The sequence below is a fragment of the Brevundimonas sp. genome, assembly GCF_046295075.1.
Taxonomy (GTDB): domain Bacteria; phylum Pseudomonadota; class Alphaproteobacteria; order Caulobacterales; family Caulobacteraceae; genus Brevundimonas.
The window spans coordinates 19505-39737 of record NZ_JBKBOC010000003.1 but is presented as its reverse complement, the minus strand read 5'-3'; the positions used below and the strand labels follow the sequence as shown (position 1 = coordinate 39737).

Below are 20233 nucleotides of genomic sequence, written 5' to 3'. Positions count from 1 at the left end.
GTCCGGCGAGATTCGGCCTCAACGCGGCAAACGTCAACGGAACCTTAACGCAGACCTGTGGACGGCGAGCGGGCGGTCCTCAGCTGTTGCGGGCGCACCATGCGTCCGCGACATCGGCGGACCGGCACACGGCGGCGGCGGTCTCGGTCGAGACCGGTCCGACCTTCAACCGCGTCAAGCTCCGGCCGTTGACCTGAACCTCTTCGAACACCGGCGACAGGCCCGACAGATCGGACCTGACCCTCAGCCGCGCCCACGCCTGTTGCGCGCCGGCGGGACTGGAATAGGCGCCCAGCTGGATCGTGCGCCCCTGCGTCGGAACACTCAGGCTGGCGGGACGCAACATGGGCGCCTGAAACCGCGCGACCGCCTCGTCCGCTGCGGCCTTGACGACGGCGGGCGCCGCCGCCTGGACCACGGGCTGGGTGACGCGGATGACGGCGTCGCGCAGACCCGTATCCTCCGCCTCGTGACGAATGCCGGCCTGGGCGTCGCGCGCATCCCACATCGCGTGCGGGTCCATCACGGCGACCTTGACCGGCGTAAACCGGGCGGGGCGCAGACCATCCTGCTCGGCGGATCGATGTCCGGCTTCGCGGGTGCCGGGCGTCAGCGGAACGTCGATCGCGGCGACGTTCTCGGCCATCGAACGGAAACGATAAGGATCGCTGTCCACCGCGCCGCAGCCGGCCAAAGCCAGGCCGCTGGCGCAGGCCAGGGCGATCAGAACTGGACGGGTCGCTTCTGCGGGCGTCATAAGCACGACCCTAGAGCCCAGACTTTGCGGTCTGGTGCATCAACAGGCTTAAGCGGAAAGGTTAATCGCTTCATAATGATAGACGCCGCCTCCCTCCCCGTCGTCCGCACCGTCGCCGAACTGCGTGCGATTGTCCGGGACTGGAAACGACAAGGCCTGAGCGTCGGCATGGTTCCGACCATGGGCGCCTTGCACGAAGGCCACCTGACCCTCGTGCGCGAGGCCGCGCGCCGTGCAGACCGCGTCGTCGCCTCCAACTTCGTCAATCCGACGCAGTTCGCCGCCCACGAAGATCTGGGCAAATATCCCCGACAACAGGAAGAAGACGCGCGTCTGCTGGCTGGCGCCGGCTGCCACCTGATGTTCGCGCCGTCTGCCGAGGAAATGTATCCCGACGGCTTCGCCACCAGCGTCGTCATGACCGGCCCCGCCCTGGGTCTGGAGGGCGATTTCCGCCCCCAGATGTTCGGCGGCGTCGCCTTGATCGTCACCAAGCTTTTCAATCAGGTCCAGCCTGATGTCGCTGTCTTCGGAGAGAAGGACTATCAGCAGCTGTTGGTCATCCGTCGCTTCGTGCGGGATCTAGATCTGCCGGTCGAGATCGTCGGCGCCCCGACCGAACGCGACGGCTGGGGCCTGGCCCTGTCCTCACGCAATGGCTACCTGTCCGAAGCCGAACTTGAGATCGCGCGGCGTCTGAACGGCATTCTGGCTGAAGCCGGCATCCAGGCCGCCAGCGGCCGCCCCCTGCCCGGCGTCGAGCGCGAAGCCTATGCCGCCATCCTGAAAGCCGGGTTCGAGCGCGTCGACTATGTCGTCATACGCCACGACGAGGATCTGACGCCGTTCCGCAACGACATCGTCGACGCCCCCGCCCGCATCCTGACGGCCGCCTGGCTGGGCAAGACGCGGCTGATCGACAATATGGCCGTCTGAAACGACAGGGGCCGCATCCGTTCGTCGGATGCGGCCCCTTCCAGATCAGCCGATGGCGCCGACGCAGCCCTCGGCCTCGCCCGGCGCCAGGTCGGCGTCGGTCAGGGCGATGGTCCAGCCGTGATGGGTATTCAGGCCCCAGCGCCGCGCGCCGCCGCCGTCGCCCGCGTCTCCACCGGCCGTCACCACGACGCGGCGGCCTTTCGGCAGCGCTGGCGGATCGATCTTACCCACGGCCAGCGACGTCGGCGTCTCGCCGCCGTATCCGTCGAAGACGCTGAGCATCGACCATTCGCGGCGCAGGCCCATCCACCAGGCGTCCTCGGTGTTGATCGCCAGCACCGCGATGCCGTGCCCTTCAGCGGCGAAGGCCAGAGCCTTTTGGGGATCGCGCACCATTTTGATGTCGGCGGCGGCGCCGAAGCGCAGCCGGGCGCCGTCATAGGCGCGGGTCGGTTCGATCGGCGCCCAGACCTGCACCTGCAACCGGCCCTGGCGCGCCAAGCCCCAGCCGACGATCTCGCGCCACAGATGCTCGACCGCCTCGGCGTTCTCGGGCTGAGCCTGTTTCAGCATCCGCGACAACACGGTCTGCTCGCGGTCGGGACGCAGCTTGGTATGCGGGCCTGTCGGCGCATCCTTGGCGCGGCCCACGGTGGCGGCCACGGCGAGGCGTTGCTCGAACAGGGCCAGGATCTGGTCGTCGATGCTGTCGATTTCGGCGCGCAGGGCGGCGAGCGCCTGCTGCTCGGGCGTCAGGTCGGCCATGTCAGGCCACACTTGCTGGACGTTGGAATTGGGCATGGGATCGGGCTTTCGGCATTCTGGATTTCGATATGTGCAAGGGCGAACAGCCGCTCTGATCCAGAGCGGTCGCCGGTGAGACTGTCAGGGACGAAGAGCGCCCGACGCCTCAGCCGGCGTATCGAAAGCCGTAAAAGCCGTAGCCGAAATAGAGGCCGGAAACCGCGCGCGAACGGTCGGAAGAAACAGAAAGAGCGCGCTGGCGGGACATGGTCCGGTTCCGGTTATGCGGATCGTTTTGCGATCCGTGCAGGTCTTAAGGACGCAAAGACCGTGCGCCGTCAACCCTTTGGGAAGCTCAACAGGACAAAACGCGTCTGATTATCGCTGGAATCCTGCAAGTCGTTGCGCAGGATCGACAGGCCATAGACCTCTGCGGCGCCGACGGGGGCGATGGCCGCCCGCGTCGGATCACCCGCTTCGGCGACATCGCGCGCTGCGCCTGCGGTGTCGAAATGTTCGATCACCTCGACGTTCAGCCCGGCCAGCGTGCCCTTGCACTGAGCCAGGGCGATGGGGTGGCTTTCCACCGTTTTGATGTCAGACAACCGCGCGCCTGGCGTCGCCATCAGGGCGTGACGGATCGGCCGCCAGACCTCGGCCACAGGCTTCACGCCAAGTCCGCCCACCAGCGTCGCCGCCGGCTCTACGACGCCGATGGTCGAGTTCTCGACCGGGATAAGGGCGCAGCCGCAATCGCCGGCCCGAAGCGCATCCAGCGCCTGGGCGAAGGTCTCGAACGCCACCGCCTCGTCCCACGGCCGCAGAGCCAGGCAGGCCTCGTGGCTGAACGACCCGGGAGCGCCCTGATAGGCGACCCGGCCGGGCTTTTCGTCAATCTGAGCCGCAATTTCCATCGATCACTACCTCGGAATCGTCCCGATCTGGCGCTGCGGAGATGGCGTCACCATGACCGGATCAGCCCGCATTTTAGGCGCTGACGGGGGCTAGGCCGCCGCCGACTGCGCGACCCGCCCCGCCTTGAGCCGTTCTGCGACCAGGAACGCCAACTCAAGCGCCTGGTCGGCGTTCAGGCGCGGGTCGCAATGGGTGTGATAGCGGTTGGACAGGTCGTCCTCGGTCACGGCCTGGGCGCCGCCGATGCATTCGGTGACGTTCTGGCCGGTCATTTCGAGGTGAACGCCGCCGGGGTGGACGCCCTCGGCCTCGGCCACATCGATGAAGGTCCGCACCTCGCCCAGGATCCGGTCGAACGGCCGGGTCTTGTAGCCGTTGCCGGCCTTCAGCGTATTGCCGTGCATCGGGTCGATCGACCAGATGACCTTGCGGCCCGAGGCTTTCACTTCGCGCATCAGCTTGGGCAGGCGCTCGCCGACCTTGTCGTGTCCGAAACGGCCGATCAGGGTCAATCGACCCGAGACATTGTCCGGGTTCAGGGCGTCGATCAGCGGCAGCAGGTCGTCGGCCGTCATGGTCGGTCCGCACTTCACGCCGATGGGATTCTTGATCCCCTTCATGAACTCGACGTGGGCGCCGTCCAGCTGACGGGTGCGTTCGCCGATCCACAGCATGTGTGCCGAGGTGTCGAACCATTCGCCCGACCCGCCGTCCAGACGCGTCAGGGCGCTCTCGACGTTCAGCAGCAGGGCTTCGTGGCTGGTGAAGACCTCGACCCGGCTCAGGTCCGGATGGGTCTCGGGCGTGACACCGACAGCCTCCATGAAGGCCAAGGCCTCGGTGATCTTGTCGGCCAGTTCGCGGTACTGGGCGCCGGCGGCGTTGTCGCCCGCGAAGCCTAGGGTCCAGCGGTGGATATTGTACAGGTCGGCATAGCCGCCGCCGGCGAAGGCCCGCAGCAGGTTCAGGGTCGAGGCCGACTGGTTATAGGCCCGGATCAGACGCTGCGGATCGGGCACGCGCTCTTCCGGCGTGAACCCCATGCCGTTGATGATGTCGCCGCGATAGCTGGGCAGTTCGACGCCGTCGATCTCTTCCAGCGGGGACGAGCGCGGCTTGGCGAACTGACCGGCGATCCGGCCGACCTTCACCACCGGCTTGCGCCCGGCGAAAGTCAGGACGACCGCCATCTGCAGGATTAGGCGGAAGGTATCGCGGATGTTGTCGGTCGAGAACTCCTTGAAGCTCTCGGCGCAGTCCCCGCCCTGAAGCAGAAAGGCCTCGCCACGCTCCACCTGGGCCAGTTTCGACGTCAGGCGGCGCGCCTCGCCCGCGAAGACGAGCGGCGGCAACGCGCGCAACTCGTCCTCGACGACGGCGAGGGCTTTGGGATCTGGATAGTCCGCCGGCATGTGCAGGGCGGTCTTGGTTCTCCAGCTTTCGGGGGTCCAGCGTGTCATCGTGCAAGAATAGGACTTTGCGCCTGTCCAAACAACGAAAAGACGGATGGATTTTGCGGTAAAGCGTCAGTCTTCGGCGGGCGGCGCCTTTTCAGTCGCGGTTTCGGCCTTGCGTTCGGCCTTGGCCGCCGCCTTCTCGGCTGCCTTTATGGCTGCCGCGCGGTCGCGTTCCTGACGCTCGAAGCTGTAGTTGGGTTTGCGGGCCATTGGCGTCCTCGTCTCATGTCCTAGTCTGACGGTGAAGGTGGCGATGCATCGCGTTCAACGCAATCGCCAAATCCCGCCGCGCACGGATTGCTCCTCACAGCAGCCTTTCCTTGCGTGTCAGAATCTTCGTCGTGGCGTCCAGCGTGATCAATATGCGAGCAAGAAGGGTCATGAGCGATAAACGCGTTAAGGCACTCCGCGTTCAGTCCCGCGAACCTTCGTCGCACCCAACAGGCGAGCCACAATGACCCAACCCATTCTGCTCGGCGGCGTCGAGGCCGGCGGCACCAAATTCATCTGCGGCGTCGCGGACGTCGGCGGCAGGATCATCGACCAGATCCGAATCCCCACCACCACGCCTGACGAGACGCTGGATGCCGTCGCCGCCTTCTTCGTCGAGGCCCAGGCGCGCCACGGCAAGCTGGCGGCGCTGGCGATCGGCAGCTTCGGCCCGCTCTCCTTGCGCTCTGACGCGGCCGATTACGGCGCGATCACCACGACGCCCAAACCCGGCTGGAGCAACGTCAATCTGCTCGCCCATCTGCGGCGCACGCTGGATGTGCCGATGACGCTGGACACCGACGTGAACGGCTCGGCCATCGGCGAACGCCTGTTTGGCAGCGGAAAGGGGTTGGACAGCTTCTGCTACGTCACGGTCGGGACAGGCGTGGGCGTCGGGGTGATGATCGGCGGCGCGCCTCATGGCGGGGCGAACCATCCCGAAGCCGGTCATATCCGCCTGCCCCGCGCAAAGGGCGACGAGACGTTCGCGGGCGTCTGCCCCTTCCACGGCGACTGTCTGGAAGGCCTGACCAGCGGCCCTGCCCTCCAGGCCCGCTGGGGCGAGCCGACCGAAACCTTTGCGACAGACCACCCGGCGTGGGCGATGGCGGCCGAATATATCGGCGGCCTCTGCACGAACCTGACGTACGCGCTGCGGCCCGAGCGAATCATCATCGGCGGCGGCGTGATGCAGCCGCATATGTACAATTTGGTTCGGCAGGCGCTGATCCGACAGCTGGGCGGCTATGACGCCAGCCTCCGTGATCTCGACATGGACGCCTATGTCGCGGCTCCGACCGCCGGCGCCTCGGCCGGCCTGATCGGCGCCTTTGCGCTCGCCTATCGCTCGATCACAGGCCAATGGCCGCAAGACTGGGCGATTCAAGGCTAGATCAGAAATGGGGGAAGATGGTGGACGCGACAGGGATTGAACCTGTGACCCCCTCGGTGTGAACGAGGTGCTCTCCCGCTGAGCTACGCGTCCTTGCCTTGCGGAGGCGGCGACATAGCCCGGTCGCCGTCCCCGCGCAAGCGCCTGTTTCAGATTCCGGCGGCGCGAACACCTTCGGCCGTGTCGGCTTCCGGGTCGCCCGGCAGCCAGGCGACGTGGCCGTTGTAGATGTCCTCGTTCAGGATGCCCTCTTCCTTGGCCACCAGCACCGGGACCAGCATCTGGCCGGTCACGTTCGTCGCCGTGCGCATCATGTCGATGATTCGGTCGATGGCGACGATATAGCCGATGCCTTCCAGCGGCAGTCCGGCGGTAGACAACGTAAGGGTCAGCATGACGATGGAGGTTCCCGGCACGCCGGCGGTGCCCAGCGAGCCCAGAACCGCCGTCAGGCCGATCAAGATATATTGGGTCAGGGTCAGGTCGATCTGGAAATACTGGGCGATGAAGATCGAGGCGATGGCCGGATAGATGGCCCCACACCCGTCCATCTTCATATTGGCCCCCAGAGGCACGGCGAAGGCGGCATAGGCCTGGGGCACGCCCAGCCGTTCAACCGTCTGGCGCAGAGTGATCGGCAGGGTGCCGAGCGACGATGAGGTCGCGAACGCCGTCTGCTGGGCCGCGAAGGCGCCGCGGAAGAAGCTGGTGACCTTCAGTCCATGCAACTTCAGCAGGCCCGAATAGACGATCAGGATGTGGAACAGGCAGGCCGCATAGATGGCCAGAATGAACTTCAGCAGCGGAAGCAGGGCTTCCCAGCCATAACCGCCGACGACCGAGCCGATCAGGCCGAACACGCCGATGGGCGTCAGTTGGATCACCCAGCGGGTGATGCGGAAGATGACGGCCGCACCTTCGTCCACCAGCCGCCGCACCCCCTGCGCCCGGTCGCCCAGCGCCACCAGCGCCATCCCGACCAGGGCCGAGAAGAAGATGATCTGCAGCACCTTGCCCTCTGCCAGGGCGGTGAACGGATTGGTCGGCACAACGCCGATCAGCACTTCGAGCGGCGTGGGAATCACCCGGTCCTTGACCTCGCCCAGCGGCAGGTTGGACAGGCCGACGCCCGGATTGATGATGTGCCCGAACGCGAACCCGACCAGCACGGCCAGCAGAGAGGTGATGGCGAACCAGGCGATGGTCCGCACGCCCAGCCGCACCGCCCCGGCCCCCTCGCCCAGCTTGGCGATGGAGCTGGCGATGGTGAACAGCACCAGGGGCGCAACCACCATGCGGATCAGGTTCAGATAGACATCGCCAATCGGCTGCAGCCAGACCTCGGCCCGCTCCCGCAGGATCAGCCCGGCGATGATGCCGAGGATGAAGCCGGCCGCGGTGCGCTGCCACAGGGGGATTTTGAAAAATCTGGCGAGCATGGAGTTGCTTTCAACAGGGGTGCGCCAATCTGTCCCTCGCCGTGTCGATCCGCAACCGCTCCGGCGATCATTCAGCCGACAGATTTCCTGTCGGCGCCGCTCAGAATTTCAGCGCCTTCATGACGTAGAAGTCCGACAGGATGCCGTCGATGGCTTCCTCGACATCCTCGAAATCGTCGATCAGCACGTCGGCGCCCAGTTCCTCGACCGGCACGGGCGTGAAGCCGAAGGTGACCAGGATGCACGGCATGCCCGCATCCTTGGCCGCATCCGCGTCGGGCGCCGCGTCCCCGACCATGATGGCCCGCTCTGGATCGCCGCCGGCCTTGACGACCGCCTCCTTCAGATGCGCGCCGGAGGGTTTTCGCGCGCTGACCCGGTCCGGCCCGACGATGGCGGCGAAATGTCGGGTCAGGTCCAGCTTCTCCAGCAGAAGCTCCGACAGATCCGACCGCTTGTTGGTCGCCACGACCAGGATCGCTCCGCGTTCGCTCAGCCGGTCCAGCGTCTCGACCACGCCTTCGAACGGCTGCGACCCGTCGGCGATGTGGGCGGCGTAATCGACCAGGAACCGTTCGAACAGTTCGTCGGACTGCGCCCGTTCGACCGAGGCCCCGGCGGCCTCGAAGCCGTGAACCAGCAGCGCCCGCGCGCCCGAGCCGATCAGGGTCGAGGCGGATTCCATCGGCACGGGCGGCAAACCCTCCTCGACCAGCAGCCGGTTCAGGGTTCCGATCAGATCCGGCGCGGAATCGACCAGCGTCCCATCCAGATCGAAGGCGATAGTCCAGCCTTCCAGATCGCGATTGGTCATCCACATCTCCCGCTGGCCCGCATGATGGGCTAGATCGCAGGACGACTAGACTGCGAGACGATTCATGACCAGCCAGACGCGCGCCCGCGCCGCCATCATTCTCGCCGCCGGCCAGGGCACGCGGATGAAGTCGCCCCTGCCAAAGGTGCTGCACCCGGTCGCGCACCGCGCCATGCTGGATCACGCCATCGACGCGGCCGAAGGCCTGGGCTGCGAAAGGATCGTCGTTGTCGTCGGAACCCACTCCCCCGAGGTCCGCGCCCATGTGGTCAAGCGGTTGGGCGAGACCGCCGTCGCCGTCCAGGACCCGCCGCTGGGCACCGGCCACGCCGTCCGCGCCGCCGAACAGGCGCTGGCCGGCTTCGACGGCGAGGTGGTCGTCACATATGGCGACGTGCCCCTGCTGAAGGCCGCCGACATCGAACCTGTCTTCAACGCGGACGGCTTGACGGTGATCGGTTTCGAGGCCCGCGATCCCGGCGCCTATGGGCGGTTGATCCTAGACGGCGACGCCTTGACCGCCATCACGGAGGCCAAGGAAGCCTCGGCCGAAGTGCTCGCCATCACCGCCTGCAACTCAGGCGTCATGGCCGCCCCCGCCGCCCTGCTCTTCTCGCTGCTGGCCGACGTGACCAACGCAAACGCCAAGGGCGAATACTATCTAACCGACGTTGTCGAACTGGCGCGCAAGGCCGGTCGTCCGACCCGCGCCGTCTTCGCCGCCGAGGACGCCGTCATGGGCGTCAACTCCCAGGCAGAACTGGCCCAGGCCGAGGCCCTGTTCCAGAGCGTCCAGCGCGACGCCTTCCTAGCCGCCGGCGTCGCCATGGCCGCGCCCGACACCGTCCATTTCGCCTGGGACACCCAGGTCGGTGGAGGTTCCGTGATCGAACCTTTCGTCGTCTTCGGTCCCGGCGCGGTGATCGAGGGCGGCGCTCGTATCCGCAGCTTCAGCCACATCGAAGGCGCCCGCGTCGCCTCCGGCGCCGAGGTCGGTCCCTATGCCCGACTGCGTTTCGGCGCTGACCTGGCCGAAGGGGTCAAGGTCGGCAACTTCGTCGAGGTGAAGAACGTCAAGATGGCCCAGGGCGCCAAGGCCAACCACCTAGCCTATCTGGGCGACGGATCGGTCGGCGCGGGCGCCAACATCGGCGCCGGGACCATCTTCTGTAACTACGACGGCTTCAACAAGGCCCGAACCCAGGTCGGCGCCGGGGCCTTCGTCGGCTCGAACTCCAGCCTGGTCGCTCCGGTCGTCATCGGCGACGGCGCCATCGTCGCCTCGGGCTCTGTGATCACCGAGGACGTGCCGGCTGACGCCCTTGCCTTCGGCCGCGCTCGTCAGACTCTCAAGCCGGACGCCGGCGCCGCCTTCCGCGAGAAGGCGAAAGCTCAGAAAGCCGCAAAATCCAAATGAGCGATCTGCAAAAGAAGAACGCCGGCGAGGCGGCCGCCGCCCATGTCGAGGCCGGCATGGTCGTCGGCCTGGGCACCGGCTCGACCGCCGCCTGGTTCGTCAAGGCGCTGGCGGCGCGCAACCTGTCCGGGCTGCGCTGCGTCCCGACTTCGGAAAAGACCGCCGATCTGGCGCGTGAGCTTGGCCTGACCCTGTCCACGTTGGAAGACACGCCCCGCATCGACCTGACCGTCGACGGCGCCGACGAGGTCGGCCCCGGTCTCGCCCTGATCAAGGGCGGCGGCGCGGCCCTGCTGCGCGAAAAGCTGGTGTGGGAGGCCTCGGCCCGCTGCATCGTCATCGCCGACTCCGCCAAGGTGGTTCCGATGCTGGGGGCCTTTCCCCTGCCGATCGAGGTCGTCGCCTTCGGCCACAAGACCACGGCCAACCGCATCGCCGACGTCCTGATCGACCACGACATCAACCAGCCGGCCCGCGTGCGCCAGGCGGATCGCGGCCTGGTCCGCACCGACGGCGGCAACCTGATCTACGACGCCGGCTGCAAGGCCATCCATGATCCGGTTCGTCTGGCCGACGATCTGAAGCTGATCACCGGCGTGGTCGAACACGGCCTGTTCCTGGACCTTGCGGACCTCGCCATCATCGGCACGGATGACGGTTTCGAGGAACGCCTGCCCTAATAGACGCCCTTGCGACTCAACACCGCCGGGATCGTGCGCGCCAGGATGCTCAAATAGACGCGCACCGTCCGGTTCCTGACCAGCCAGACATCCATCGCCACCCGACGCGGATAGGGCACGTCGTTGCGGCCCGACACCTGCCAAAGCCCCGTCAGGCCCGGCCGCACGGCGCAATAGTCGGCCAGACGACGCCCATACAGCGTCGCCTCGTCCATCACAATCGGACGCGGTCCAACCAGCGACATCTCGCCCCTCAGCACGTTCAGTAGTTGCGGCAGTTCATCCAGGCTGGAAAGGCGCAAGACACGGCCCAGGCGCGTCACCCGAGCATCGCGTCGAAACTTCCGCGCTGCATTCCATTCCGCGTCCACGAGGTCCGGCAGGCTGGCCTCGGCGTCGATGGTCATGGACCGAAACTTCAGGCAGTCGAACACCCGTCCGCCTCGTCCGATCCTTTGCTGGCGAAAGAGCGCCGGGCCTCCGTCCTGCGCCCTCACCGCCAGGGCGGTCAGCGCCAGCAGCGGGAGCAGGATCACCAGGGCGCACGATGACAGAACGACATCCATAAAGCGGATCGGCCCGAAATCGCCGTCGCCACGCCGCATGGTGACAGGACGCGCAGGCTCAACCCGACGCCCGGCAACCTCCATTGTCGACATTCACCCAGTCCCCCAAGAATCATCATTTCTCAGGGTTGTGAAATTATCAACCTAAATGCGGCAGTCGTCGCATCGAGATTGACCGCCAATCAACATGCTACCATAAGTTGATTGTGACCGAGAAATCTCCCCGATCCAGCGAACCGACTACTGTTGATGCCGAACCGCGCTGGTCTGGAATCCGGTCTGTGGGCTTTGTCGTCGGCCTCAGCGTGCTTCTTTGGATTCTGATCGCGACCGGGGTCTATCTGGCCGTTCGCGCTATCCTCTGATCAGTCGCCGCCCCACCAGCTCAGCGCAAAGTCCGTGCGCTGCCCATCCACCGAAACCGTTCCGGTGATGACGGGCGTCTGGTCGCCGAGATTGCGCCGCGCCGTCGCCAGCGCGCCCTGGTCGATCCGCCCCTGCAGCCGCACGATGCCGCCGTCCGAGGCCGAACCCGTCATCTGCACCGTGTCGTCGGTGATCGCATAGGCGTCGGGCGTAACCCGCATCGGCCCCTGCGGCCCGGTCAACGACAGGATCAGCGGCGCCGTGCCGCCTTGTCCCGCCTCCCAGGCCGTGAACGCCGTCGCCTGGCCGACGAACAGCGACGCCACCTGGCTGCTCTCCTGGCCGACAGGGCGATAGTCGCCCGAGATGTCGGCGCTCAGTCGATGACTGAACCGTGCGGTTTCAGGTGTTGGCGCCGCCGCCTCCCGACGCTCGCAGGCGCTGAGGGCAAGCAAGCCCATGACGACGATCGCACCAAGGCGACGTCTCATCGATCCAGCGCCTGATCCAGGGCGCGGAATCCGGCGATGGCGATCTCGGTCGCGCTGGTGAAGACCGACGGCGTGATCCGCTCGAAAGTGTCGCTGGGGCGGTGATAGTCGGGGTGATAGTTCACACCCATATAGAGGAAGGGCACGCCCGCCGCGTGGAAGGCGCCGTGGTCGGACGCCTCGACCCAATTGTTCTCGCCCGTATCCTGCGGCGTGTCTTTGCCGAAAGCGAAGGACACGGCCCCGTTCGGTTGCACGGCTTCCAGCACCGGCCGCAAATTGGGATGTTGATAGGTGCCGGTGACCCACAGATGGCCGTCGGTCTCGGCCCGCGCCGTCATGTCGAAGTTCAGGTTCAGGCTGATCGACGACAGCGGCACCGGCGGCGCCTTGACGAACTCGCGCGCGCCCAACAGGCCCCGCTCCTCTCCGTCCAGAGCCACGATCAGCACGCTGTGTTCCGGCGGCTGGGCCTTCAGCCGCGCAGCCAGTTCCAGCATGGTCGCCACGCCCGAAGCGTTGTCGTCCGCGCCATGGAAGATCTGACCGTCATTGACGCCGACGTGGTCGTAGTGCGCCGTCACGACGATGTAGCGATCAGCAACGCGCGTTCCGGGGATCAGGCCGACGATGTTGACGCCGCTGAACGTCTTGACGCCTTCGCGCGTGCGGCCCGGCGCCTCGAACGGTTGCAAGCGCCCGAACGGCGGCGCCTGCACGCCGATGGCTTCCAGCCGGGATACGATATAGGCGCGTGCGCGCTCTCCCCCCTCGAAGCCGGTGTCGCGCCCCTGCATGTCGTCCGCTGAAAGAATGCGAACGTCCTCCAGCAGTTGGCTCGGCCCCGTCGCGACGGGCGTGACAGAGGCGACAGGCGTCGTTGCGACGGGAACGGCGTTGCAGCCGGTGATGATCAGGGCGGCGCCGGTCAAGACAAGGCAGAGGGTCGAACGATTCATACAGGCTCCAAAACAGACCCCAGACTCTAGCGCCGACCGATCGGGCCGTCAGCCTACGGTTCTGTCATCATCGGCTTTGCGCGATGCACGGCCGCCGCGACAGATGATATGACGACGAAATGGCCTCCGCGATTCCTCTCGAAACTTCTGTTGAATATCTGACCGCCGAATCGGCCGCCGAGGCCCTGGCTTGGCTAGCCGACGAGATGGCCCGCCACGACGCCCTCTACGCCGAGGCCGCGCCGGAAATCTCCGATGCCGACTACGACGCCCTACGCGCGCGGAATCTGGAGATCGAGGCCGCCTTCCCCGACCTGGTCCGCCCGGATTCCCCGTCCAACAAGGTCGGCGCCGTCGCCTCCAGCCAGTTCGCCGAGGTGCGCCACGGCGTGCCCATGCTGTCCCTCGACAACGCCTTCGACGAGGGCGAGGTGCGCGACTTCGTCGCCCGCATCGCCCGCTTCCTGAAACTGCCTGCCGACGAGCCCATCGCCTTCGTCGCCGAGCCCAAGATCGACGGCCTGTCCGCCAACCTCCTCTATGTGGACGGCCGGCTGACCATCGGCGCCACGCGCGGCGACGGCCGCACCGGCGAGGACGTCACCACCAATCTGAACACCATCTCCGATGTGAAACAGACTTTAGCCGGCGACGACTGGCCCGACCGGATCGAGATCCGGGGCGAGGTCTACGCCCCCAACGACGCCTTCGCCGCCTTTAACGCGGCGGCCGAGGCCGAGGGCCGCCGCACCTACGCCAACCCCCGCAATTTCGCCGCCGGCTCCCTGCGCCAGAAGGACGCCCGGATCACCGGCAAACGGCCGCTGAACTTCTTCGCCTACGCCTGGGGCGAACACTCCAGCGACTTCGCCGAGACCCAGTGGGAGGCCCTGCAAAAACTCAAGGCCTGGGGCTTCCCCGTCAACGCCCGCTCGCGCCGGGTCGAGGGGGCCGAAGGCCTGATCGCCGTCTATCGCGAGCTGGAACGCGACCGCGCGACCCTGGGCTATGACATCGACGGCGTGGTCTACAAGGTCGATCGCCTCGACTGGCAGCGCCGCCTGGGCTTCGTCGCCCGCAGCCCCCGCTGGGCCATCGCCCACAAATTCCCGGCGCAACAGGCGACCACGGTGCTGGAGGGCATCGACATCCAGGTCGGTCGCACCGGCTCCCTGACCCCCGTCGCCCGGCTCCACCCCGTCACCGTCGGCGGCGTCGTCGTCCGCAACGCCACCCTCCATAATGAAGACGAGCTCGAACGTCTGGACGTCCGCATCGGCGACACGGTGCGCCTGCAACGCGCCGGCGACGTCATCCCCCAGATCCTGGGCGTGGTTACGGACCTGCGGCCCGCCGACGCCGTCCCCTATGTCTTCCCCGACAAATGCCCGGTCTGCGGGTCAGAGGCGGTGCGCGAGGGCGACGAGGTCAAGCGCCGCTGCACCGGCGGCCTGATCTGCGACGCCCAGATCGTCGAACGGCTGAAACATTTCGTCGGCCGCCGCGCCTTCGACATCGAGGGCCTGGGGGAGAAGCAGCTGGTCGCCTTCAATGCGCGCGGCTGGATCAAGGAGCCGGCCGACATCTTCCGTCTGGCCCGCGACGCGGCGCGGCTGAAGGAACTGGAACGCGACGACGGCTATGGCGAAACCAGCATCCGCAACCTGGTCGCCGGCATCGACGCCCGCCGCGTCATTTCGCTGGACCGGTTCCTGTTCGGCCTGGGCATACGTGACATCGGCGAACAGACCTCCATCGTCCTGGCCCGCGCCTTCGAGAGCTGGCCCGCGCTGAAGGCCGCCTGCCTCCAGGCCGCCTCAGGCGTGCCGTCCGACGCCTGGACCGCCCTCGCCTCCGCCCACGCCATATCGCCCCGCGTCCTGACCCTGATGGCCGAGGCCACGCCCCCCACCGCCGATCCCTGGCCCGAGGCGACCATGGACATGAAGATCAGCCAGGCCTTCCCCGGAATGGCCGCCCCGGCCCGCCGTTCGCTGGCGACGATGACGGACGACTGGTCCGGCCTGATCGAACTGGCCCGGGTGGCGCGCGAGGAAGGCCCGTCCGAAATCCTGAACCAGATCGCCGGCGTCACCGGCGTCGGCCCCGTCGCCGCCCTGGCCTTGGCCCACTTCTTCCATGAGCCGCACAATCTCGAAGTCGTCGCCGCGCTCGAAGCCGAACTGACCGAAATCCTCGACGCCGAACGGCCCAAGTCCGACACCCCGGTCGCCGGCAAGACCGTGGTCTTCACCGGCGCCCTCGAACGCTTTACCCGCGACGAAGCCAAGGCCCGCGCCGAAAGCCTGGGCGCCAAGGTCTCGGGATCGGTGTCGAAAAAGACCGACTACCTCGTCGCCGGCCCCGGCGCGGGATCAAAGCTCAAGGACGCCGAGAAGCACGGCGTCCAGGTTCTGACCGAGGACGAATGGCTGGCCCTGATCGACGCTCAAAGTTGACTTAAGGTCCGGTTTTCGTTGGCGATACCCGTTGTTTCAGCCTTGTTTTCAACTGAAACCGGGATCAACGTCGCCTTCAACGGGCGGTGCAACCGACCCGACGAAAGGGAACGACTATGAAGATCAAGATCATGCTGGCCGCCGCCACGCTGGCGGCCGCCCTCGCCTCCCCGGCCCTGGCTGGCGATCCGACCGGCCTGTGGCAGACGCCGACCAACGGCGGCCAGGTTCGCATCGCGCGCTGTGGTCAGGCGCTGTGCGGCACGCTGGTCACCTCGAACCATATCCGCACTGACGCCGACGCCCGCGACACGCAGAACCGCGACACCGCCCTGCGCAGCCGCACGCTTCGCAACCTGCCCATGCTGACGGGCTTCACCGGCGGCCCGACGGAATGGCGCAACGGCTCGGTCTACAATCCGGCTGACGGCCGCACCTATCGCGGCACCATCACCATGACCGGTGACAACAGCCTGAACCTGCGCGGCTGCGTCGTCGCCCCCCTGTGCAAGACCCAGACCTGGACCCGCATCCAATAGGATCGAAGCGCCGTACAGACGAAGGGCCCGGCCGGAGCGATCCGACCGGGCCTTTTTTCATGTCCGCCTATCGGCCTTAGCGGTTCAAGGCTGCCCGCGCCGCCTCGGCATAGCGATGCCCCGTCGCGGCGCCCTTGGGGAAGACCGCCTCGATCCGAGCCAGATCCTCGGGCGTCAGGATGACGTCCGCAGCCGCCGCATTCTGCTCCAGGGTCGCGATGCGGCGTGTGCCGGGGATCGGGACCAGATCCTCGCCCTGCGCCAGCACCCAGGCCAGGGCCAGTTGGGCGGCGGTGACGCCCTTGCCGGCGGCGATGGCCTTTACCGCCTCGACCAGATCAAGGTTCTTCTGGAAGTTCTCGCCCATGAAGCGCGGATTGGTGCGGCGGAAGTCGTCGGCGTCCAGATCGTCGATCGAGGTGATGTCGCCCGACAGGAAACCCCGGCCCAGCGGGCTGTAGGGCACGAAGCCTATGCCCAGTTCACGCACGACCGAAAACAGCTCCTCCTCGGGATCGCGCGTCCACAGCGAATATTCCGTCTGCAGCGCCGTGATCGGATGGGTCGCATGGGCCTTGCGCAGGGTGTCGGGCGCGGCCTCGGACAGGCCCAGGAAGCGCACCTTGCCCTCCTTGACCAGTTCAGCCATCGCCCCGACCGTCTCCTCGATCGGCGTGTCCGGGTCGACGCGGTGCAGATAGTAGAGATCGACGTGATCTACGCCGAGGCGTTGCAAACTGCCCTCGATGGCGCGGCGAACGTTCGCCGGACTGCCGTCGGTCATAAGCTTGGTGCGGTCGGCGTTGTAGTTGATGCCGAACTTGGTGGCGATGAAGGCCTGGTCGCGCCGGTCCTTCAGCGCCTTGCCCACCAGGACCTCGTTGGTGTGCGGGCCATACATCTCGGCGGTGTCAAACAGGGTGATCCCCAAGTCGAGCGCGCGATGGATAACTGAGATGGACTGGGCCTCACCCGAGCCGCCGTAGAAGGCGCTCATGCCCATACAGCCCAGACCTATGGCCGAAACCTCGGGACCGTTCGGACCCAGCTTGCGCGTCTTCATGAGGCCTTCTCCTATCGATGTGGGGGATCGACCCAAAACCCTAAAGTGGGGGGCCGATGATCAGGAGATGGTCGCTGCGACGGCGGGCTTCAAGCCCGGCCGCGCTTTGCGATGGTACCGCCTCTCAGGCTTGAACTGAGGACCTCCGGTTCCACAAACCGGCGCTCTAACCAACTGAGCTAAGGCGGCCCGCGCATCGCGAGGCGCGTTCTCTACCGGGCATGCGGGAAGCGATCAAGCGACTTCGTGACATTTCGCGAGAGATTTCAGACGCAGACTGCACAAACGAAAACGCCCCGGAGATTGCTCTCCGGGGCGTCTTGTCTATTGCCGTGGCGATCACCCGAGGGTGAAGGGCACCCGGACGCGGAACGTAGCGTCCTGAGCCGCACCATCGACGGTCCGCGGGGACAGTTGTCCACGCTGAACCACCCGAATGGCGGCGCGGCCGAAGCCCATGCCGGCGGGCTCTTCCGAGATCACGCGGCAGTTGGCCGGTGCGCCGTTCGAGCGCGCAGTGCACTCGACCGTAGCCGAACCGCTGATTTCCCGTTCCAGCGCACGGGCCGGGAAGTCGTCAGCAGTAGGACGCGGCTGACGCGACCACTGAACGTTGGTGATCGTCGACGGGCGCGGCGGAGCCGGAGGTGCGGGCGGAGGCGGCGGTCCAGGAATATTGACGGGCGGGCCCGTATATTCGACGCGGTCTTCTTTCTTCGTCGGTGTGATGTTCACCGGCGGAGGCGGCATGACGTTGGGGACCGGTGCCGGCACGCGCACCTGAAGCTTCGGCGGCGGAGGCGTATCCGTCGGCGGAGGCGGCGGGGGCGGCGGAGGCGGAGGCGGCGGAACCGGCTCGACCAACTCGACCTCGACGGACTCGTCGACGTAGTTGAACTCCTTCAGCTTGAACTTCGACTGTTGCAAGAAGAAGATCAGCAGAGCGAACAGGATGGTGACGACCAGCAGGCAGACGATCAGCACGGGGTAGGAAACCCCCATGAAGCCCTTGGCCTTCGGTACGTCGTAACGACTGCGATGATATTCGACGTCTGTCATTCTATCTCCGCACCCTAATTCGTCGCCTGGTCTTCGCCGACCAGTGCAACACTATAGAAGCCGTTATCCTGGAGCGCATTCATGACCTGCATGAAGTCGCCGTAACGGGTGTTCTGGTCGCCCCGAATGAAGATCCGCTCATCCGCCGGGTTCCGGGCGCCGATCTGTTCTTTCAGATCTTCACCCAGGGATCCGACGTCGGTCCGGAAGTCGCCCACATAGACGTCGCCGTCGTTCTGGATCGAAATATAGACCGGTTTGGGCGGGTTCGGGGCCGCCTTGGCGACGGCGATTGGCAACTCTACCGGCACCGACACGGAAGCAAGCGGAGCCGCGACCATGAAGATGATGAGCAAGACCAACATGATATCAACGAAAGGCGTGACGTTGATGTCGCTGTTGGCCTCGACCTGGTTGCCGCCGCCGCCCGATTTAATCTTGGCGGCCATCCGTCTTACGCTCCCTTGTCGAGCTGACGCGAGATGCCGTTCAGCAGCTCAGCGGCGAAGCCGTCGGCGCGGGTGCCGTAGGCGGCGATCCGCGTGTTGAAGTAGTTGTAGAACACAACGGCCGGGATAGCGGCGAACAGACCGATACCGGTGGCCAGCAGGGCCTCGGCGATACCCGGAGCAACGACGGCCAGGTTGGTCGTGTTGGACTGCGCGATGCCGATGAAGGAGTTCATGATGCCGTAAACGGTGCCGAACAGACCGACGAACGGACCGATCGAACCGACCGAAGCCAGGAACTGCTGTCCGCCCGACAGGCGCAGAGCCAGACCGGATTGAACGGCAGTGACGGCGGCGGCGGCGCGGCCCAGAGCCGAGTCGAGGTGATCGCCCGTGACGGACAGACCGGCCTGACGCGACAGCTCGACTTCCTCGGTGGCGGCGGCGGCCATGTCGGCCAGCGGGTTGCCGTCGAACTCTTCCTGGGTCGAGACAGCGCGCATGTCAGCGATGGTGCGGGCGCCGCGGAAGCTTTCGAGGAAGTTGTCCGTCTTGCGGTTCAGAGCGCCGAACTCGAACAGCTTGATGAGCAGCAGGGTCCACGAGAGGATGGAGGCCAGCATCAGGCCGGCCATGACGACCTTAACGACGACCGTGGCTTCCATGAACATGGAGATCGGCGTGATGTCGCCGCCGTGACCGCCGCCAACGGCTTCGTTCATGCTTTCGGGGTTGGCCGCGTCGGCGGCCGGAGCCATTGCCGTCGGGGTCGCCGCAGGTGCGGCAGCCGGGGTCGGCTCGGCCGGGGCCTGAGCCAAGACCGGCGAGCTCGCCATCAGCGCGGCGGCGCCCGCCATGGCGAGAAGGATGTTCGTCTTTTTGCTGTTCAGCATAATTCGCCAGTTCCTGCTTGGTCTGACTCGTGGAACCAAAGGTGCGGCCATAGTCAGCGACCGCCCCCCAACCTGAAATGTTTCCTTCAACGCGCCCCGTCCTATCGAGGATCCGAGCCCGCTGAAATCTTCGGTAGAGACTGTCCGGTCGCCCGCCCAGCCTCTGATGATCGAACCTTCGGAGAGCGCGTCTCCTGTAATCCGTATTAACGCCTCCCTTGGGAAGGCGTCTCAACCCTTTGACGAACCCTTACCGGAGCGTCAAGGGACAAGAGCGGCTTTTAGCCAGTCGAGAGACATGGAGAAAAGTTCCACCCAACCCCGACATTAAAACGTAGCGACGCGACGTTTTCATGATGATCCAGCGTCATTTAGAGCAGGCTTGCCGGAAACAGACCTCTCGTGAGGGAAACTTCCCTGAATGGTCGAAACAAAGACCATTCCCTCCGTCACCCTGTAGATTGACCGTACGACGCACGGCATCCCGGCATTGGATGATGCGGCAAACGTATGACGTTGTGATGTGAGATAAGTGATGGTGCCTGGAGGCGGGTTCGAACCACCGACACGCGGATTTTCAATCCGCTGCTCTACCAGCTGAGCTATCCAGGCGCCGACGCGGCGTCGCGAGAGGCGGGTCTATAGGGGAGGCTTTTCCGCCTGTCCAGCGCCCAATCAGTCCTTTTCGCCATCATCTTCGGCGCCCTCGTCCAGGGCGGCAGGAATGGCGTAGCCGCCTGTGAACCAGCGCTGCAGATCGACCTCGGAGCAGCGGCGCGAGCAGAAGGGTTTGTACTTGGGATCGGCGTCGGCTTTGCGGCAGATGGGGCAGGTCGCCATGGC

At 66.0% G+C, this 20233-nt stretch carries 21 protein-coding genes and 3 tRNA genes; 6 read left to right on the top strand and 18 right to left on the bottom strand.

From position 1 onward, the window contains the following. Positions 1-79: 79 nt before the first annotated feature. On the bottom strand, positions 80-757 hold the full coding sequence (locus ACK4MH_RS03570; RefSeq protein WP_409714852.1) for an SPOR domain-containing protein: 678 nt from the start codon (positions 755-757) through the stop codon (positions 80-82). A gap of 75 nt (positions 758-832) precedes the next feature. Between ACK4MH_RS03570 and panC the strand changes: the two genes are divergently transcribed. Further along, positions 833-1693 carry a pantoate--beta-alanine ligase gene (gene panC / locus ACK4MH_RS03565; protein WP_409714849.1) on the top strand — a complete coding sequence of 287 codons (861 nt, stop codon included), beginning with the start codon at positions 833-835 and terminating at the stop codon, positions 1691-1693. 45 nt (positions 1694-1738) lie between these two features. Here the strand turns inward: panC and ACK4MH_RS03560 are convergent, their stop codons facing one another. The 4 genes from ACK4MH_RS03560 to ACK4MH_RS03545 form a co-directional block, all read right to left on the bottom strand. Next, positions 1739-2497 carry a chorismate mutase gene (locus tag ACK4MH_RS03560; protein WP_409714846.1) on the bottom strand — a complete coding sequence of 253 codons (759 nt, stop codon included), beginning with the start codon at positions 2495-2497 and terminating at the stop codon, positions 1739-1741. Positions 2498-2778: 281 nt separating this feature from the next. Next, a complete protein-coding gene (locus ACK4MH_RS03555) occupies positions 2779-3354 on the bottom strand; it encodes a prephenate dehydratase domain-containing protein (protein WP_409714843.1) in 576 nt (191 codons plus the stop codon). Between the two features lie 90 nt (positions 3355-3444). After that, positions 3445-4815 carry a class II 3-deoxy-7-phosphoheptulonate synthase gene (locus ACK4MH_RS03550; RefSeq protein WP_135195768.1) on the bottom strand — a complete coding sequence of 457 codons (1371 nt, stop codon included), beginning with the start codon at positions 4813-4815 and terminating at the stop codon, positions 3445-3447. 66 nt (positions 4816-4881) lie between these two features. Further along, the gene (locus ACK4MH_RS03545) at positions 4882-5022 is read right to left on the bottom strand and encodes a hypothetical protein (RefSeq protein ID WP_167762578.1); all 141 of its coding nucleotides are present in this window, start codon (positions 5020-5022) and stop codon (positions 4882-4884) included. A 244-nt stretch (positions 5023-5266) separates the two neighbouring features. Between ACK4MH_RS03545 and ACK4MH_RS03540 the strand changes: the two genes are divergently transcribed. Further along, positions 5267-6196: an ROK family protein gene (locus tag ACK4MH_RS03540; protein WP_409714839.1), complete on the top strand. Its 930-nt coding sequence runs from the start codon at positions 5267-5269 to the stop codon at positions 6194-6196. Between the two features lie 18 nt (positions 6197-6214). Here ACK4MH_RS03540 and ACK4MH_RS03535 read toward each other — a convergent pair. The 3 genes from ACK4MH_RS03535 to ACK4MH_RS03525 form a co-directional block, all read right to left on the bottom strand. After that, positions 6215-6289 (bottom strand) — tRNA-Val (locus tag ACK4MH_RS03535). Between the two features lie 56 nt (positions 6290-6345). After that, positions 6346-7635: a dicarboxylate/amino acid:cation symporter gene (locus tag ACK4MH_RS03530; protein ID WP_409714836.1), complete on the bottom strand. Its 1290-nt coding sequence runs from the start codon at positions 7633-7635 to the stop codon at positions 6346-6348. A gap of 100 nt (positions 7636-7735) precedes the next feature. Continuing rightward, on the bottom strand, positions 7736-8455 hold the full coding sequence (locus ACK4MH_RS03525) for an HAD-IA family hydrolase (protein WP_409714833.1): 720 nt from the start codon (positions 8453-8455) through the stop codon (positions 7736-7738). 58 nt (positions 8456-8513) lie between these two features. Between ACK4MH_RS03525 and glmU the strand changes: the two genes are divergently transcribed. Both glmU and rpiA read left to right on the top strand, forming a co-directional pair. After that, on the top strand, positions 8514-9866 hold the full coding sequence (gene glmU, locus ACK4MH_RS03520; protein ID WP_409714830.1) for a bifunctional UDP-N-acetylglucosamine diphosphorylase/glucosamine-1-phosphate N-acetyltransferase GlmU: 1353 nt from the start codon (positions 8514-8516) through the stop codon (positions 9864-9866). Continuing rightward, a complete protein-coding gene (rpiA, locus tag ACK4MH_RS03515; protein WP_409714827.1) occupies positions 9863-10546 on the top strand; it encodes a ribose-5-phosphate isomerase RpiA in 684 nt (227 codons plus the stop codon). The genes glmU and rpiA overlap by 4 nt, the downstream gene beginning before the upstream one ends. Here the strand turns inward: rpiA and ACK4MH_RS03510 are convergent. From ACK4MH_RS03510 to ACK4MH_RS03500, 3 genes are all read right to left on the bottom strand, one after another. Then, positions 10543-11151 carry a sugar transferase gene (locus tag ACK4MH_RS03510; protein WP_409714824.1) on the bottom strand — a complete coding sequence of 203 codons (609 nt, stop codon included), beginning with the start codon at positions 11149-11151 and terminating at the stop codon, positions 10543-10545. The genes rpiA and ACK4MH_RS03510 overlap by 4 nt on opposite strands. A gap of 326 nt (positions 11152-11477) precedes the next feature. Continuing rightward, a complete protein-coding gene (locus ACK4MH_RS03505) occupies positions 11478-11969 on the bottom strand; it encodes a hypothetical protein (protein WP_409714821.1) in 492 nt (163 codons plus the stop codon). Further along, entirely contained in the window at positions 11966-12928 is a 963-nt protein-coding gene (locus tag ACK4MH_RS03500; RefSeq protein WP_409714818.1) for a M28 family peptidase, read from the bottom strand. Before ACK4MH_RS03500 ends, ACK4MH_RS03505 begins: the two co-directional genes overlap by 4 nt. Positions 12929-13047: 119 nt before the next feature. On the opposite strand from ACK4MH_RS03500, the gene ligA reads away from it, so the two are divergent. Continuing rightward, positions 13048-15387: an NAD-dependent DNA ligase LigA gene (gene ligA / locus ACK4MH_RS03495; protein ID WP_409714816.1), complete on the top strand. Its 2340-nt coding sequence runs from the start codon at positions 13048-13050 to the stop codon at positions 15385-15387. A gap of 116 nt (positions 15388-15503) precedes the next feature. Further along, positions 15504-15926 (top strand): DUF2147 domain-containing protein, encoded by a 423-nt coding sequence (locus ACK4MH_RS03490; protein WP_409714814.1) that lies wholly within the window; start codon positions 15504-15506, stop codon positions 15924-15926. A gap of 76 nt (positions 15927-16002) precedes the next feature. On the opposite strand, the gene ACK4MH_RS03485 is transcribed toward ACK4MH_RS03490, so the two are convergent. The 7 genes from ACK4MH_RS03485 to ACK4MH_RS03455 form a co-directional block, all read right to left on the bottom strand. Then, positions 16003-16989 carry an aldo/keto reductase gene (locus tag ACK4MH_RS03485; RefSeq protein ID WP_409714811.1) on the bottom strand — a complete coding sequence of 329 codons (987 nt, stop codon included), beginning with the start codon at positions 16987-16989 and terminating at the stop codon, positions 16003-16005. A 112-nt stretch (positions 16990-17101) separates the two neighbouring features. Further along, positions 17102-17178, bottom strand: a tRNA-His gene (locus ACK4MH_RS03480). A gap of 150 nt (positions 17179-17328) precedes the next feature. Continuing rightward, a complete protein-coding gene (locus tag ACK4MH_RS03475) occupies positions 17329-18048 on the bottom strand; it encodes an energy transducer TonB (protein WP_409714808.1) in 720 nt (239 codons plus the stop codon). Between the two features lie 14 nt (positions 18049-18062). Next, the gene (locus ACK4MH_RS03470) at positions 18063-18497 is read right to left on the bottom strand and encodes a biopolymer transporter ExbD (RefSeq protein WP_409714805.1); all 435 of its coding nucleotides are present in this window, start codon (positions 18495-18497) and stop codon (positions 18063-18065) included. Positions 18498-18502: 5 nt separating this feature from the next. Beyond that, positions 18503-19390, bottom strand: a complete 888-nt coding sequence (locus ACK4MH_RS03465) for a MotA/TolQ/ExbB proton channel family protein (protein WP_346495468.1) — start codon at positions 19388-19390, stop codon at positions 18503-18505. A gap of 536 nt (positions 19391-19926) precedes the next feature. Next, positions 19927-20002, bottom strand: a tRNA-Phe gene (locus tag ACK4MH_RS03460). A 63-nt stretch (positions 20003-20065) separates the two neighbouring features. Then, positions 20066-20230 carry a DNA gyrase inhibitor YacG gene (locus tag ACK4MH_RS03455; protein WP_135195741.1) on the bottom strand — a complete coding sequence of 55 codons (165 nt, stop codon included), beginning with the start codon at positions 20228-20230 and terminating at the stop codon, positions 20066-20068. Between the last annotated feature and the right edge of the window lie 3 nt (positions 20231-20233).